Here is a 15,639-nt window from a genome sequence, read left to right as displayed (position 1 = left end):
CCGGCCCACTGCGCTCCAGCCCACTGAGCCCCAGCCCGCTGAGCTCCGGCCCACTGCGCTCCGGCCCGCTGAGCTCCGGCCCGCTGAGCGTCGGGCCCACTGAGCGTCAGGTGGGCTGGGGTTCGAGGTCCCTGTTGACGCGTCGCCATTTCTGCAGTGCCTCGGTGCACGGATGCGTCTCGCCCAGCTTGGCGGTCACCGCGGCGAGAGTCCTTCTGCGTAGATCGTCCGCCTCCCGCTCCTTGCCGAGCGCGCGCAAGGTGATCGACAGGTTGGCCTGGCAGGCCAGCGCATCAGGATGGTCCTTGCCCAGCGTGGCGATGAGGGCGATCAGCGTACGCCGCTCCATGTCCTCGGCCGTCTCCAGCTCCCCCTGATCCGCAGCGCAGTTCGCCACGTTGATCGAGCAGGTCAGCGTGAACGGGTGGATGTCCCCGAGATGGCGGCGCAGCGCGGCGAGACTGCCCTCGCCCATGTCACGGGCCTCGCCGAGGCTGCCGAGCCCGAGCAGGTACGAGCAGAGGTTGTTGGCCGCGGCCGACGTGTACGGATGCTCAGGACCGAGCAGCTCGCTGTAGTCCTTCATCACGTTGCGCGCCATGTCCCGGGCCGCCGCCTGGTCACCCGCGGCGGCCATGCAGCAGGCGAGCTCCAGCGCGGCCGCCTTGGCCTCGGGATCGGCCGGGTAGAGCCGGAGGTAACGGCTGTAGACGTCGCGGGCGTGCTCGCCCGCCTCGTTGTGCTGCCCGGCCCTGCGCAGCGACACCGTGAGGCTCTTCGTGGCGCGCAGCGCGACGGGATAGTCGTCGTAGTTCAGGTCCACGTAATGCTGGAGCGTCTGTCGCAGCAGCGCGATCGAGGCCTCGAGATCTCCCGCCTCACGCATGTCCCTGGCGAAGTTCTGCGCCGAGTTGAGCGTGTCGGGGTTCGTCGGCCCCAGCGCCTGGAGCATGCGCTGGTAGATGTCGCCGTCGAGATCCTTCGCGTTGCGCCAGTCGCCGACGAGGCGGTAGGAGACGGCCAGGTTGTTGGCCGATCGCAGCGCGCGCGGGTGGTCCTCGCCGTACATCTCCTTCCAGCGTTCGTAGACCTCCCTGTCCTGTGCCAGCGCCTCGCGGTACTGCCCGAGCGCCCGCAGGTCCGCGGCGACCCCGCTGGCGGTCAGCAGCGTGTGCGGATGGTTCTCGCCGAGCAGCGCGCGCTGCTGGCCCCAGACCCACTGCTCCAGCTCGTACGCCTCCTGCAGCATGCCACGCGAGCGCTGCACGTTGGCGATGTTGGTCAGCAGGTGCAGCCGCTGCCGTTCCAGCTGGCCGAACTCCTGCTCCCAGAAAGTGGACAGGCGCTCCCCGAGCTGCAGGGCGTTGTCGTAGTCGCCGCGCTTCCACCAGTACCGCACGCGCTCGGTCAGGAGCTGCTTGGTCTCCTCCTCCACACACGTCTCGGCGTTCGACGGGAGGAGGTGCGGCCAGATGAGGTCGTACTTCTCCCAGTTCTCCGGGTCGTCCACCTCGCCCTGGCGGGGCCGGGCGCCCACCAGGATGCGATGCACCTCGTGCGAGACCTTGGCCTGCTCCTCCTGCGTCATCTGGCCGCGGATGACGGCCTGGACGAGGCGGTGGACCTGCAGTGTGTTGCCGCCCTGGTCGATCTTGGCCAGTGCGAACCTGCTGATCTCCCTGATGACCCGGCCGAGCACGAGCTTCTCCCCCCGGAGCGACTCGTCGAACGGCACGAGCACGTTCATCGTCTCGTTGCTGTAGAGCAGCGACAGCGAGATGGGGTCGGGCGAGCAGAAGGCGCACAGCTGCAACAGCCGCTCGGCGGCGGGCGAACGCTCCTTGAGCTGGCTCAGCGAGACGTTCCATGTGGCCGCCACCGGGCTCGGGTAGTCGGCGGCCTGGTTGGCCGACAGCACGACGGCCGCCTGGCTCTGCAGCAGCTCGACGTAGTCGGAGGCGGGCTGGCCGGTCTCCCTCAACCACGCCGCGGCCTGCGCGATGGCGAGCGGGAGGTAACCCAGCGCGTCCGCGACCCGCAGGGCCTCTTCGGGGTCGAGACCGGGCACCGTACGCATCAGGTGCTCCAGGCTCTCCTCCCGGCTGAACACGTCCACTTCCAGCGGCTTGGCGATGTTGACCCAGGTCGGGTTGCGCGAGGTGACGATGATGTGCCCCGAGCCGCCGGGCACGTATCTGCGCAGGTCCTCCGGATCGCCGGCGTTGTCGAAGATCAGCAACCAGCGCTTGTACGGCTCGCCGCGCCGCAGCGCCTCGCGTACCGTGTCGGCCGCTTCCACGATGCTCTCGCTGACGGACAGGTGGAGTCGCCGGCCGAGTTCGGCCAGGGCGGGATTGATCAGATCGGGCTGCTCCGCCGCGATCCACCACACCACGTCGTAGTCGGCCTGGAACCGGTGGGCGTACTCCAGCGCCACCTGCGTCTTGCCGACGCCGCCGAGCCCGTACAGCGCCTGCGGGAGCACGACCGCCTGGTTGCCGCCGACGAGCTGGTCGCGCAGGCTCTCCAGCGCCTTGTCCCGCCCCGTGAACACGGCGTTCCGCGGCGGGACGTTCCAGACAGCGGGCACCGTACCGGGGAAGCGGGCGGTCAGCACCGCCGGGTCGGTGACCACGGTGGTGGGCTTGCCGACCGCGCGCAGGATCGCCTCGGCGGCCTGCGAGGGTGAGAGCCTGAAGAGATCGACGGTCGGCTGCCCCGAGAAGGGCGGGGCCGGCCGCAGGTCACCCGAGACCCGCAGAATGGTCAGCCTGGGCGCCAGGTTCAGCTCGTCCCCGGTGGACGTCGCCCAGGCGGCGGCCTGGAAGTCCTGCACATACGCCGCGGACAGCACGGCCACGACACCGTCCGCGGACCTGGCTCCGTCGCCGTCCCCGACCGCCGACAGCGCCTGCGGGGTGACCCGGAGGCCGGCCTGCCGGAGCACGATCGCGATCCAGTCGGCCCACATGCGGTCCTCCGGCGCGTAGCTGAGCAGGACCTCCTCCTGAAGGGCCGGCTCTCGCCTCGTGAACGACTCCAGCAGGCGCAGCCGTACCGGCTCCTCCATCGGCGCCAGGCCGGTGACCCCGCCCTGCGTGATCACCTCTGTCAGCCGCTCGAAGGACGCGAGCAGCGATCCCGGCGATCGCGGGGCGTCGCCGAAGACGGCCAGGGTCTCCTCGAAGGCGTAGAAGCGCTTGTACGGCACCTCCACCGCCCCCCAGTAACGCTCCCGGTCCTCGGCGGGCATGTCCACGAGGAAGCGCTCGAACCGGGATCGCGCGTACGCCCGGCCGGCGTCCGCCTTCTTCTTCTCCCCGTCGTCCACCCGCATGGGGACGGGGAGGATCCTGCGGCGGCGGTCGTGACGCTCGCTGATGGCCCCCGCGACCCGCGCCGCGCCGTCGATGCCCTGATCGCTCATCGTGAAGCAGTCGACGACGATGTCCGGCATGTCGATCGTGCAGATGTCGGCGATGTCGCTCAAGCCGGTCCTGCTGTCGATCAGGCAGTAGTCGTAGTTGCGCTTGATGTCGGCCCGTAAGGCCTCCAGGAAGCTGCCACCGGCCAGCCTCTCGTAGAAGGTGTCCCAGTCGAAGGCGGACACCAGCGAGGAGTAGTCGCGGTTCTGCTGGCCGGCGGAGAGGAAGTCCAGGGTGCCCTCCCCCGGGAAGCGCCACTCCAGCGACACCGCGTGCGGCGCCACCTTGGCGTACTCCAGCTGCCAGCCGGCGTCGTGCCGGCGCGAGCTCGCGGCCTCCCACCTGTACTCGTTGACGATGTCGATCAGGCCGGTGGTCGCGCTCGTCACGCTGTCGTCGAGGAACGGCCGGAAGAAGCGATGCAGCCCCGGGGACTCCAGATCCCAGTCCATGGCCAGCACGCGCAGCCCGTTGCTGGCCAGCACCCAGGCGACGTTGGCCACCGCCATCGTCCGCCCGGTGCCTCCCTTGTAGGAGTAGAACGTGACGATCTTGCCTTCGCTTTCGCTTTTGGGCATCGCCGTCTCCTGGCTCTGTCAGTCCGGGGCGTCCGCACTCCTATTTCACACCGATTTGTTTGATCAGTGCAGCGCGTGGGGATGCAATTCGCGTTTCCCACCGAATGGGACTTCAAGCACGCGCCCTTACCAGGCGTCGCCAACCGTCACATATTCAGGCTTTTCTTCACACGCATATCGCCGCGCGAAATACTCGCGCGAGGTCCCGCCTTCAGCCGGTCACGACCACGGGGCTTCCTCGCCCGCCTGCCACGCCGCCACCGTCTGCCGCATCCGGGCGACGAACCTCTCACCCAGCGGGGTCAGCGCCCGGCTGTCGGCCAGCGTGCCGGTGGCCGCGAGGGTATGGCCACACCAGCGGGCGAACTCCTCCTGCGCCTTCACCTGCGCCGCGCCTCGTACCACGTTTCGCCGCGTACGCCAGAAATCGGTCACCCCGATGTGCGCGTACGTCCCCTGGAACAACCCCTCCAACGGCCGGGGATCCGTACGCCAGGGCGCGTGGTAGAGCCGGGTGTCGTCCTTGCCGAACAGGTCGAACAGGTCGAGCACGGCGCCCAGCTTGACGTGCTGGTACTCGTGGATGAGCAGCAGGGCGAGCGTCGCGGGGTCACCGGGCAGCGCCGCCGCGACGGCGCCGAAGGCGTGGCGGGCGGTGGAGCTCACATCGCGCCCGGCGGGTGCGGAGGCCAGCGGGGTCAGCGTGGTGAGCCCGCCGCGCAGGCCCTGGGCGTATTGGGGGTACTCCTTCTCGATGAGGCACCACGCCGCCTCGAACGACCGCTGCCACGCGCTCAGCGCGCTCTCGTCCAGCCGGTCCGCCGGCGGCCACTGGTGGCAGTCGCGATGCGGGTCGGCGTCCTCCAGGACGAGCGAGAAGTCGCCGCAGCCCACCGTCCGCACCGGAAGCCACTCCGGTGCCCCGTGGCCTGGTCCCGTTCCCTCGATCCTGATGTCGCCCGCCTCCGCGACGAGCGTCACCGTGCCCCCGTCGGCGCCCTTCAGCGTGCCCACCGTCGGCAGATGGACGGCGCCGCCCTCGACGGCCACCTGGAGCGTGACGTCCTGGCCCGCGCGGATCAGCGCCGCCGCCGCGATGTTCGCCAGGTACGTGGCCTCCCCCTCGCCGCCCAGGCACGCCACCGCCCACACCCGGACGTACGGATGCGCCAGCACCGCTTCGAGCGCTTCGCGATGGTGCCGGTCGAGCCGGGTGAGCAGCTCCCACACCCCGTCGGCGGCATGCGGGCGCAGCGCGGCGATCAGCGCCCGGCGCAGGCTGAGCTGCGCGTCCGCCAGCCGCTCGATGTCGGCCGCGCCGCCGAAGCCGGTCGCGAGCGAGTCGAGGGTGGCGTAGGGGATCTTGTGCGCGGGCAGCTCGGTCTTGTCCCGTACATGAGAGATCAGCTTGAAGAGATCCGCGCAGTAGACGCTGGGATTGTCGAACGACCCCGCCCGGAACCTGTGCGTGTAGAGCCCGCCCCCGCAACTCGCGACGATGGGGCATGCGCGGCAGGTGGCCGACAGGCTCTCCAGCCCGCCCTGCCTGGCGAGGACACCGGGATGGGCGGCGACCTCGTCAAGGGCGTGTCGGAAGACGTCATAGCCGGTCGCCGGGGCGCCGTCGTACGCGACCTTCAGCGAGTCGACGAGTTCGTACGAGCCGTCGGTGTCGATGACGATCATCGTGCTCGGCTCGAGCCCGACCGCCTCCGACAGGCTCGCCTCGCCCCTCGCCGTCCGGATGATCGACTCGAACAGGCGCACGGACATCGGCCGGCCGTCCGCGTTCCAGCGTTCGAAGACGGCGAGCAGCCAGTCGGCGTATGCCGTCGTGGACCACCGTTCAGGCGGGCTGTCCCAGGTGGCGTAGGGGAGCAGGAAGTCTGTTCTGGGCGGCTCGAGCTCCCGCAGCGCCTCGTACACCGTGATCGGTTCGTTGGCCACGTCGATCGTGCAGAGCAGGCCCGCATAGATGTCCGGCCGTTTCCTGAGCAGTTCGACGGCCCTGATGACCTGGTCGTAACTGCTTCTGCCGGACGCGTACCGGCGATGGCGGTCGTTGGCGGCCCTGTCGCCGTCGAGCGAGACGCCGACCTGGATGCCGTGCTCGGCGAACAGATCGCAGTAGCGCTCGTCGAGCAGGATCCCGTTGGTCTGGATGTGGAGGTCGAGCTGACACTCCGGGTCAAGCGCATCACGCAGCTCGCGAGCGACCTCGTCCAGGCGCTCGTGCCCGGCGAGCAACGGCTCACCGCCGTGCAGCACGACATCGATCCTGTCCACGCCGTGCTGCCGCACGTGCTCCGCTATCCGCGCGGCTACCCGGCCAGCGGTTTGTGCGGATATGACCTTGGGACGGCTACGCCAGCTCTGATCGGCATGCTCGTATACATAACAGTGGTTACAGGCGAGATCGCATCTACTGTGGAGTTTGACAATGAACTGCCGGAAAGGAGTAACCACTCCACTCAGCCGTCCCTGGCTAGAAGCTAGACGAAGTTGGAGAAGGCGGCGACCGGGACTGTAGGCGTCGCGGAACGGTCCGGCACGATTCGGCGGAGATTATCTTCGAGCATCCGCTCGCCCGGGGCCCCGATTTCGCCAAAGGGAACGTCACGAAGATCCCTGACCTCGGAGACCAGCTCCCCGCCCTCAACCGTGATCATTGTCATCCGATCCTGTACGTGCTCGGGTGCCGACGGGATTAGTGTCATGCCCGCTCGTAGATACTCCCACACGACACGACGTACAGGATTAGGACCGTTAAAACTTCTCTGGCCACGCTGTCATAGGGCTCTCGTCCGGTTGAAAGAAGCCTTCGACTTCATGCCTGATCGTGCCCCGGCTCCTGCTCCTTGCCGTACATCGTGTCGTGCTGGATGCGGGGCGAGCACACCGAGGCCGAGGGGCACGCGCAGCGCCGGCCGCCGTCGTCCAGGCGCACCGTCACCGTGTCGGAGGGCACGTTGTGCCCGACCACGGTCCCGTCGCCCTGCGGCGTGCTCACGCGGCTGCCGTTTCTGGGCATCCGGTAACGCGTCTCGACATACAGCGGGTGCTCGTATTTGAGACAGCACATGAGCCGCCCGCACGCCCCCGCGATCCGCAGGGGGTTGACGGGAAGGTCCTGGTCCTTGGCCATCCGCACCGAGACCGGCTCGAAGTCCTTCAGGAACGTGGCACAGCACAGGTCACGGCCGCAGGGGCCGATGCCGCCCTGCAGCCGCGCCTCGTCCCTCGGCCCGATCTGCCGCAGCTCGACCCTGGCCCGGAGGTTACGGGCCAGATCGCGTACGAGGGCGCGGAAGTCGACCCGGTGCGGGGCCGAGAAGTAGACCGTGTAGACGTTCTCCTCGTCGAGGTAGTCGATCCCGACGACCTTCATCGGCAGCGTGTGCCGCTTGATCAGCCGCTTGGACACGCTGCGCGCCTCGGCCCTGCGCCGCTTGTTGGCCTCGTCGCGGGCGAGCTGCTCCTCGCCCGCGATGCCCGCGCACACCGGCAGCCCGTCGATGTCCTCACTCGTGTACTGCGGCGCCCACACGCACTCCGCCACCTCGGGACCCGAGTCTGTCGGCACGAGCACCTTGTCGCCCACCTTCGGGCTGTGCTCGCCGGGATCGAGGTAGTAGAGCCTCCCGTAGCGGGTGAAGCTCACGGCCATGATCATTCCCATGGGCTCGAGCTCGCCTCCTGACAGCCTAGGGGTCGTACCTGCCACATTACGTGGGCGGCGGGCGGAGAGTGAGGGCGGAGCCGGATCACTTGTCGAGCGGGCACACCTTGCTCTGCGGGAGCGACACCCCGTAGGCGGACATCAACACGGCGCGGTCGACAAGGCACGGAGATTGGACGGTAGCCACCCCTGGCTGTCGCCTCAACTTGCTGACCAGCGGAGCCCAATCCGCCTCGGGCTGCAACGTCAGCCGGAACACCTCCGGCATGTCTTCCACTTTGGTGGCCTGGAGGAGCGCCTTGTTCTCCGAGAACTGGCGCCGGAACTTCTCATAGGACGCCGTCTTGTCCTCGAAGACCAACGACTGGACCCCCGGCATGGCCTTGATCGTTCGCTCGAGCGCACGCATCTGGGCAAGCGTCACCGCCTTTCCCTCCTTGGTCACCTTGAAGCCGCCCTTCCCCGCAGGCTCGCGCTTGGCGCCGCAGGCGGGCAGGGAGGACTCCTTGCCACAGAGGAACACGCTGATCAGCGACTGCCGGGTTTCGGCCAAGGGAGGGGCCTGCTGCACGACACCCAGCACGCCGGACGTCCCCCGAAGCGCCTTCTCCACATCCCGCCAGTCGGCCCCCTCCCTGAGCTTCAGCCAGAACGACCTCGGCACATCAGTGGCCTTGACCGCGTCCAGCACCGCCTTGTTGTGCGCGAAAGCGGCTCGGAAGTCCCGGTAAGCATCTCCTTGCTCTCTGAAGACCATCTCCTTGATCTGCGACAGCTCGCTCAGTGTCCGATTGATCGCGTCCTTCTCCTCACGGGTGGCGTCGCGCCCCTGGCACTTCGGCTCCTGCGCCGACTTCGTACACAGGAAGACGGCCACCTCCGTGCTCCCAGCAGGCCCGGGGCCGGCCGCCACCGCACGGTTCTCGTCGCCCGAACCGACCAGCCACACGGCCGTCGCCGCCCCCGCGAGCACCACGACCGCCGCCGCCGCCGTCACCAGCCGGAAGTCCGCCCGGAACCGGCGCCCCTGCGGCTCCCGCAACGGTCTGAGCGCTCCGGTGTCCACCGTCGCCCCCGCCTCGACGAGGGCCTCGCGCAGTCTGTCCTCCACGCGGCTGGTCATGAATCCTCCCCAAGCACCCGGCCGAGGGCCGCCAGCCCTCGTGCGATCGTGGACCTGACCGTGCTCGCGCCGATCCCCATGGTGTCGGCGATCTCCTGGTCGGACAGGTCGAAGTAGTAGCGCAGCGTGAGTGCCTCGCGCTGCCTGCGCGGCAGGTCACGCAGGGCCAGCAGCACCTCGCGGCGCTCCTCCCCCATGAGCGCGGCGCTCTCCGCCGACCAGACAGGCGGCTCGTACGGCACCGCGCGCCGGAACACCGTCGCCCGCCTGCGCAGCACGGACCGGCATCCGTTGAGCACCGCGGAGCGGACGTAGGCCAGCGCCTTGTCGGCGTCGCGTAACCGGCCGCGGCCGGCGTGGGTGCGCGCGAACGCCTCCTGAACGACGTCCTCCGCGCTGGCCTGATCGCCGACCATGATCAGAGCCAGCCTGACGAGGCCCACGTGGTGCTCGGCGAAGATCGACGCCACGTCGACCCGCCGCCGCGCCAGGGCCTCTTGTTGGGTGAGTAGTTCGACTTCCACGTATCAGAGACGCCTCACGGCCTCATCTGCTGCTCGCGTTACGCGACGGCCCTCCGCGGAGTCAGGAACGCAGCGCCAGCATCATCGCCTCGACGGCCATCTGCGGATTGACGTTCGCCGCCAGCCGTTCGCGGCACTGCATGATCGCGTCGATCCGCCGCAAGGTCTCCTCCGGCGTGGACGCCTTGGCCAACTGGTCGAGATCGAATCGCAGGTCGTCATTGGCCAGCTCGACACCGGCCCCGAACTGCATGGCCAGCACGTCCCGATAGAACGACACCAGCTCCAGCAGCGCCGAGTCCAGCGAATCGCGCTTGATCCGCGTGGCCCGCGATTTCTGCCGGTCCTCAAGCTCCTTCAAGGCCCCGGCGCCGCCGCGTACCAGCCCTCGGTTGAGCCCCTTGCCCGTGGACCCTTCGCCGTAGAGCTTGCGCAGCTCGGCCGTCTCGCTCTCGTTGAGCGCGGCCGTGGCCACGGCGGCCTCCTCCTCCGCCGTCTTCACCAGCCGCTCGGCCGCCGAGACGCACTCTCCCACCCCGGTCAGCGAGCGGGGGATGCTCAGCACCGCCTCACGACGCCGCCTGACGCCCTCGTCGAGCGCGAGCGCCCGCGCCCTGCTCACGTGCCCCTGAGCGGCCCTCGCGGCGAACCTGGCCACCTCCGGCGGCACGCTGTCACGCGTGGCCAGCACGTGGGCGACGGCCTCCGCGGCGGGGGTGGTCAGGTTGACCACCCGGCAGCGCGACCTGATGGTGATCATCATGTCGTCCGGAGCCGGCGCGCACAGCAGCCACACCGTACGGGGCGGCGGCTCCTCGATGGCCTTGAGCAGGGCGTTCGCCGCCGACTCCGTGGCCCGGTCGGCGTCCTCGAACAGGATGACCCGCCACCGCCCCTGCGTCGGCGCCCCGGCTGCCCGCAGGATGAGCTCCCGGGTCTGCTTGACGCTGTAGGACAGCCCCTGGGGGCGTACGGACTCCAGGTCAGGGTGCGAGCCGACGAACACCTGATGGCACTGGTCGCAGTGGCCGCAACCCCCGTCGGGACAGAGCAGCGCCGCGGCGAAGGCGCGGGCGGCGTCCTCCCGGCCCGAGCCCGGCGGACCGGTGAACAGCCACGCGTGCGTCATGCCCGCGCCGCGCCCGCCCTCGACGACCTCCTTGGCCGCCGCCGCGGCCCGCGACAGCACGGCCACCGCCTGGTCCTGCCCGATGAGGTCGTCGAAAACTGCCACGACGTAAGGCTAGCCGCAGATCGCCTCACGCCCACACCACAGTCACACTCCGGTACGGCGCCACCGCGTCACTCACGCTTCGGGCACGACGCCGCCTCACTCACCTTCGCCGCACGCACTTCCATGCGGCCGCGCAGACTCCCATGCGGCGGCACCATGCCCCCCACAGGCGCCCACTCCGCACAACGGCACCGCCGCGGCGCCCTCCTCCGAAGGACCTCCGCCCAAACGCCGCGCCCCTGCCGGTGTGGGCGTGCACGCGCTGTGTGCCGCCGAGGCCGCTCCGGCGGCACACAGGAAGGTCAGTCGCGCCGACGCGTGGAGAACATGGTGTCGGTGATGGCCGGCATCGTGCCCGTGGCGTCCTCCGACTCCTGCGGCACCGGGTCCGGGAGGATCTCGCGGATCCGGTCCTGGATCTGATGGGTGATCACCTCGGGCGGCAGCGTGCCGTCCACCACGAGGTAACGCTCGGGCGCCGCCGCGGCCAGCGCACGGAACTCCTTGCGCACCCGCTCGTGGAACTCCAGCGGCTCGGACTCGATCCGGTCGGCGGCCCCGCCCAGCCGGGTCAGCCCCACCTGGGGTGGCGTGTCGATGAGCACGGTCAGATGCGGCACCAGCCCGCCGGTGGCCCAGGCGTTGATCTTGGACACGTCCTGGGGGTCGAGCGCCCGCCCCGCTCCCTGGTAGGCCAGCGAAGAGTCCACGTAGCGGTCCGTGATCACGAGCGAGCCCCGGTAGAGCGCGGGACGGATCACCTTCTCCACGTGCTCGGCCCGGTCGGCGGCGTAGAGCAGCGCCTCCGCCCGCGCCGACAGCCCGCGTTCGGCCGCGTCGAGCAGGATCGCGCGCAGCCGCATCCCCACCTTGGTCGAGCCCGGCTCGCGCGTCTGCACCACGTCGTAGCCCTGGTCGCGCAGCCAGATGGCGATCAGCCGCGACTGGGTGGTCTTGCCCGACCCCTCGCCGCCCTCGAACGCCAGGAACAGTCCGGGCACGTGCTCGGCCGCCTCCGCCGGGAACCGCTCACCCCGCACCGACGCGATCAGGTCGGCCGACAGGGAGATGCCCTTCCTGTCGTCCATCTGCCGCAGCGCCAGGATGCCCACGACCATCGCGAGCGCCCCGCCGATCACCAGCACCAGGTTTGAGCCGTCGAACCGGTAGGCGAACTCGCCCATCTGCAGCACGTGCACGCCGAAGATCGCCGCCAGCGGGTTGGCCACGGCGACCACCAGCAGCAGCGTCACCCGCGCCGTGGACTGCAGGAACGAGAACGTACGGCCGCGCAGCCCGTCCTCGACCTCGAGCCCGATCAACGTGTAGCCGATGATCCAGGCGATGCCCGCACACGCTCCCAGCAGCACGGTCAGCATGACCACGATCACCAGGTTGTGCACCAGCGCGGTGGCCACGAGCACCAGCCCCGCGACCGTGATGGCCAGGCCGAACAGCCGCCGCCGCGACAGCTCGCGGAGCAGCCTGAGCCCGAAGAACATGCCCAGCGCCATGCCGAAGAAGACCGCGCCGAACACCACGCCGTAGGCCGCGTCGCCGCCGCCGAGCGCCCCCACGTAGATCTTCGCGACCCCGACCACGGCCCCGCCCGCGGCGAACGCCCCCAGCATGCCGATGATCAGCCCGCGCACCAGCCGGTTGCCGCCGACGTACCGCCAGCCCTCGACGATCTGCTTGAGGACGGAGGGCGTGGAGATCGCCCCGTCGCGCTTGGGGATGTCGCGCAGCGTGAAGATCAGGAAGGCCGAGACGAGGTAGGCGCAGGCGTTGACGATCAGCGCCAGCCCCGTGGCGTCCGCGCCGGGCGCGAACGGCACCAGGCCCCCGAACGCGTCGCCCACCACGGACAGGGCCGCGAACAGCAGGGCCGCGACCGGCGCGGTGCCGTACGTGACCAGCAGGTTGAGCCGGTTGGCCGACTCCAGCTGCTCCTTGGGCACCAGGTTGGGGACGGTGGCCTCCTTGGCCGGGACCCAGAACAGGTTGACGCACTCGACCAGGATGGTCGCGATGATCACCCACTGGTAGCTGATCTCCCACTGGAAGCTGTAGATCAGCGGGATCGACAGCACCACGGCGAACCTGACCAGATCGGCCACGAACATCGTCAGCCGCCGGTCGAACCGGTCGGCGAACACGCCCGCGAGCGGCCCGAGCAGCACGGCCGGCAGCATCTTGGCGACGAACACGCCGCCGACGGCGAGCGACTGCACGCGGTAGTCGCCCTGCGTGATGTTGGCGGCCAGGGCGGTCAGGGCCAGGATGTTGAGCCAGTCGCCCAGACTGCAGACCGACATGGCCGTCCACAGCCGTCGAAACGGCGCAATGGCCAGCACATGGGTGGGTTGGCGTCGGCCAAAGGCAGTCATCGGGTCTCTCCGTGGATACTCCGGCCTTCAGGCCGGAGAGGAAACGTACTACCGCAAAGCGAAACAAGGAAATGGCGGCCGGCCAACAGACGCACGGTCGTCAGAGAGGCGCACGGGTGCGCTTCCTGTTTGGTCGTGCAGGCGTAGCCGTCAGCTCGCTGGAGCAGGCGCAGCCTCTTGTGTGAGGTCCTGACGGGGCCGGTGGAGGTCTGCACGGTATGGCTGCCAGAGGTGCGGACGGCGAGAAGCCTGCGGGCGCGGGCGGGATGGCACGGGTCAGGAGGCGTGCCGCCGGCGGTCAGGACGAACACGCGGGGTGCGGTCTCACGACCGGCTTCTCCGCTTACGCGGGTGACGCCCGCCGTGCCAGGTGAAACGTGGCGGGTCTCCCCTCGACCATGTTGGGCACTCCGCTGCCCGAAGGCGTCCGCGTCCCGTTTCTTTCCTGCTCCGGGGGTGTCTGCCGGCGCGGATTCCAGGGTCCGCCGCTGAGGAAGCACGGCGGAGTGGATCTGCTGACGTGTGTCCAACGTAGCCACCAAGGTCACCTCCCTATCGGTGGTGGCTGGATCTGGTCACTCCGGCCTGCCCCGATTCTCGCGGAGCAGACCCCGGCCTTACCGGGGAGCGTGTGACGATTTCAGCGTATCCAGTGTCGGCCGAAGCGGTCAGGCAAGAGACCCGACCGATATTCCGACGGCTCGTGACAGAGAGTGTGATGCACGCCCCCTCGTGGGGCCTCACACTCGAATGGACCCGGAAACGCCATCATGTGATGACTCCGACCCCATGTTGAGCGTCTTCCATCAATGGCCGCCACTCGGCACGGATATGGGGCGGTAGATCCAGCTCATCCCAGAGCTCCGCCAGTAGCACCGCGTCCACGTGATCGAGCAGCTCCTGAGGACCGCCCTCACACAGAAGCAGCGCGTACGCCGCCCGACGCTCCTCCCGGTCGGCCAGGTCGTAGTCACGATCGCGCAGTCGCGCCACCCCAAGTGCGGCCGCGACCGGCAGCCGCGGCAGCCGGCTCGGCACATGGAACAGGCGCCCGTCACCGCTCTCCCGAGTGGTGAACTCCACCTTCGGCTCCAGCGCCAGCCGGAACCCCGCCGCGTCGAGAATGCGCCCCGCGGTCTCGAGCGTCGGCGACTTCCTGCCGTGCTCGTAGGCCGAGAGCGTCGTCCTCGACGTGCCGCTCACGCTGGCCAGGGCCCGCTGGTTCATGCTCGCCGCATGCCTGGCCTGCCTGAACAGCAGCCCGCCCCGCTCGGCCCAGAAGGCGGCGTGCGCCGCCTCCATCGGCGAAGAGACCATGCCCACCTCCGATGAGTATCCGGTTGGATACTCTACGCCACGATGACAGGCTGTGGCTACCGGATCGCGGAAAGTCAGGCCCGCAACTCCAGCATCGTGATCTCCGGCGGCGCCCCGACGCGTACGGGCGGGCCCCAGAACCCCGCGCCCCTGGTGACGTAGACCTGCACCCCGTCCACCGTGGCCAGGCCGGAGACCACGGGCTGCTGCAGCCCCACCACCAGGTTGAACGGCGCGATCTGGCCGCCGTGCGTGTGTCCGGACAGCTGCAGGTCGACGCCGTGGCGGGCGGCCTGTTCGACCTGGACCGGCTGGTGCGCGAGCAGCACGGTGGACCGGCTGGTGTCCCGGCCGCCCAGCGCCTTGTCGAAGTCGGGGCCGTCTCCCGAGGACGCGCCGCCGAGGTCGTTGACCCCGGCCAGGTCGAGCACGGCGCCCTGGTGCCTGATCTCCACGCGCTCGTTCCGCAGCGAGCGCACACCGAGCTGGTCGAGCTCCTCGATCCACTCCATGGGCCCGCTGGGAGAGAAGTATTCGTGGTTACCCGTCACGAAATATGCCCCGTAGCGGGACTCCAGGCTCTTCAGCGGCTGCGCCAGCGCCCCCAGCTGGGCGACCGACCCGTCCACCAGATCGCCCACGATCGCCACCACGTCGGCCTCGAGCCCGTTGATCATGCGGACGATCCGCTCGGTGTGCCCCCGGCCCGTCAGCGGCCCCAGGTGGATGTCGCTCACCACGGCGAACCGCAGGCCGCTGAGCCGCGCGTCCAGCTTCGGCAGCGCCACCTTCACGCGTTCGATCACGGGGTCGCCGAGTGCGCTCGTCATGCCGTACCCGACCGTGCCCAACGCCCCCACGCCCGCGACGGTCGCGGTGGCCCGCCCGAGGAAGAGCCTCCTGCTCATCGGGGGCGCGTCGGGCGCGGGCTCGGGAATCGCCGGCCCGCCGCCCGCCATGACCGGCACGGGCTCCGGCTCGGGGGCGGCCCGCCGCTCGGCCCTGCGCACGAAGAACGCGGCCACCGCCCGCGGCACCTCCAGCACCACGAGGAAGACGAGCAAGTAGAACATCAGGGCCAGCCAGACGTATCCCGGCCAGGCCAGCCAGTGGCCGATCTCCATCCGGCTGCCCACGAACGTCGCCACGACGAGGGCGGCCAGGCCCACCACGCCCCAGCTCAGCACCTTACGGAGGCGCCCCGGGCCGGTCGTGGAGCGCACCATCCGATGCCACAGATAAAAGTGCGCAAGCAGGACCAAGCCCGCGAACACCAACACGATCACATCATTGATGCTACTTCCGGCAGCGGCGTCCGGCGGCCCCCGGAAGTGGCGGGCTGCCTGCGGCTGGACCCCCACCGCCGGGA

The 15,639-nt window shown here is 69.6% G+C and carries 10 protein-coding genes; all 10 read right to left on the bottom strand.

What is annotated here, in order from left to right:
* Positions 1 to 106: 106 nt before the first annotated feature.
* The 10 genes from fxsT to AB0H84_RS36800 all read right to left on the bottom strand — a co-directional run bounded on the left by fxsT (position 107) and on the right by AB0H84_RS36800 (position 15,556).
* Positions 107 to 4,003 (bottom strand): FxSxx-COOH system tetratricopeptide repeat protein, encoded by a 3,897-nt coding sequence (gene fxsT, locus AB0H84_RS36845; RefSeq protein ID WP_357615028.1) that lies wholly within the window; start codon positions 4,001 to 4,003, stop codon positions 107 to 109.
* A 219-nt stretch (positions 4,004 to 4,222) separates the two neighbouring features.
* A complete protein-coding gene (locus tag AB0H84_RS36840) occupies positions 4,223 to 6,469 on the bottom strand; it encodes an FxsB family cyclophane-forming radical SAM/SPASM peptide maturase (protein WP_357615025.1) in 2,247 nt (748 codons plus the stop codon).
* A 26-nt stretch (positions 6,470 to 6,495) separates the two neighbouring features.
* The gene (locus AB0H84_RS36835) at positions 6,496 to 6,672 is read right to left on the bottom strand and encodes a hypothetical protein (protein ID WP_357615022.1); all 177 of its coding nucleotides are present in this window, start codon (positions 6,670 to 6,672) and stop codon (positions 6,496 to 6,498) included.
* A 158-nt stretch (positions 6,673 to 6,830) separates the two neighbouring features.
* Entirely contained in the window at positions 6,831 to 7,676 is an 846-nt protein-coding gene (gene ricT, locus AB0H84_RS36830; RefSeq protein ID WP_357615411.1) for a regulatory iron-sulfur-containing complex subunit RicT, read from the bottom strand.
* 91 nt (positions 7,677 to 7,767) lie between these two features.
* Positions 7,768 to 8,805 carry a permease-like cell division protein FtsX gene (locus tag AB0H84_RS36825; protein ID WP_357615019.1) on the bottom strand — a complete coding sequence of 346 codons (1,038 nt, stop codon included), beginning with the start codon at positions 8,803 to 8,805 and terminating at the stop codon, positions 7,768 to 7,770.
* A complete protein-coding gene (locus tag AB0H84_RS36820; RefSeq protein WP_357615016.1) occupies positions 8,802 to 9,329 on the bottom strand; it encodes a SigE family RNA polymerase sigma factor in 528 nt (175 codons plus the stop codon). Before AB0H84_RS36820 ends, AB0H84_RS36825 begins: the two co-directional genes overlap by 4 nt.
* Before the next feature lie 61 nt (positions 9,330 to 9,390).
* On the bottom strand, positions 9,391 to 10,563 hold the full coding sequence (locus AB0H84_RS36815) for a DNA polymerase III subunit delta' (protein WP_357615014.1): 1,173 nt from the start codon (positions 10,561 to 10,563) through the stop codon (positions 9,391 to 9,393).
* 302 nt (positions 10,564 to 10,865) lie between these two features.
* Positions 10,866 to 12,953: a dTMP kinase gene (gene tmk, locus AB0H84_RS36810; protein ID WP_357615011.1), complete on the bottom strand. Its 2,088-nt coding sequence runs from the start codon at positions 12,951 to 12,953 to the stop codon at positions 10,866 to 10,868.
* Between the two features lie 768 nt (positions 12,954 to 13,721).
* Positions 13,722 to 14,270, bottom strand: coding sequence for a helix-turn-helix domain-containing protein (locus AB0H84_RS36805; protein ID WP_357615008.1), 549 nt, complete (start codon positions 14,268 to 14,270; stop codon positions 13,722 to 13,724).
* 74 nt (positions 14,271 to 14,344) lie between these two features.
* Positions 14,345 to 15,556, bottom strand: a complete 1,212-nt coding sequence (locus AB0H84_RS36800; RefSeq protein WP_357615005.1) for a metallophosphoesterase — start codon at positions 15,554 to 15,556, stop codon at positions 14,345 to 14,347.
* Between the last annotated feature and the right edge of the window lie 83 nt (positions 15,557 to 15,639).

This window comes from Nonomuraea sp. NPDC050786 (assembly GCF_040654115.1).
In the GTDB taxonomy this organism is placed as follows: domain Bacteria; phylum Actinomycetota; class Actinomycetes; order Streptosporangiales; family Streptosporangiaceae; genus Nonomuraea.
The sequence above is the reverse complement of the archived record's forward strand: the minus strand, read 5'-3'. Positions and strand labels throughout refer to the sequence as shown.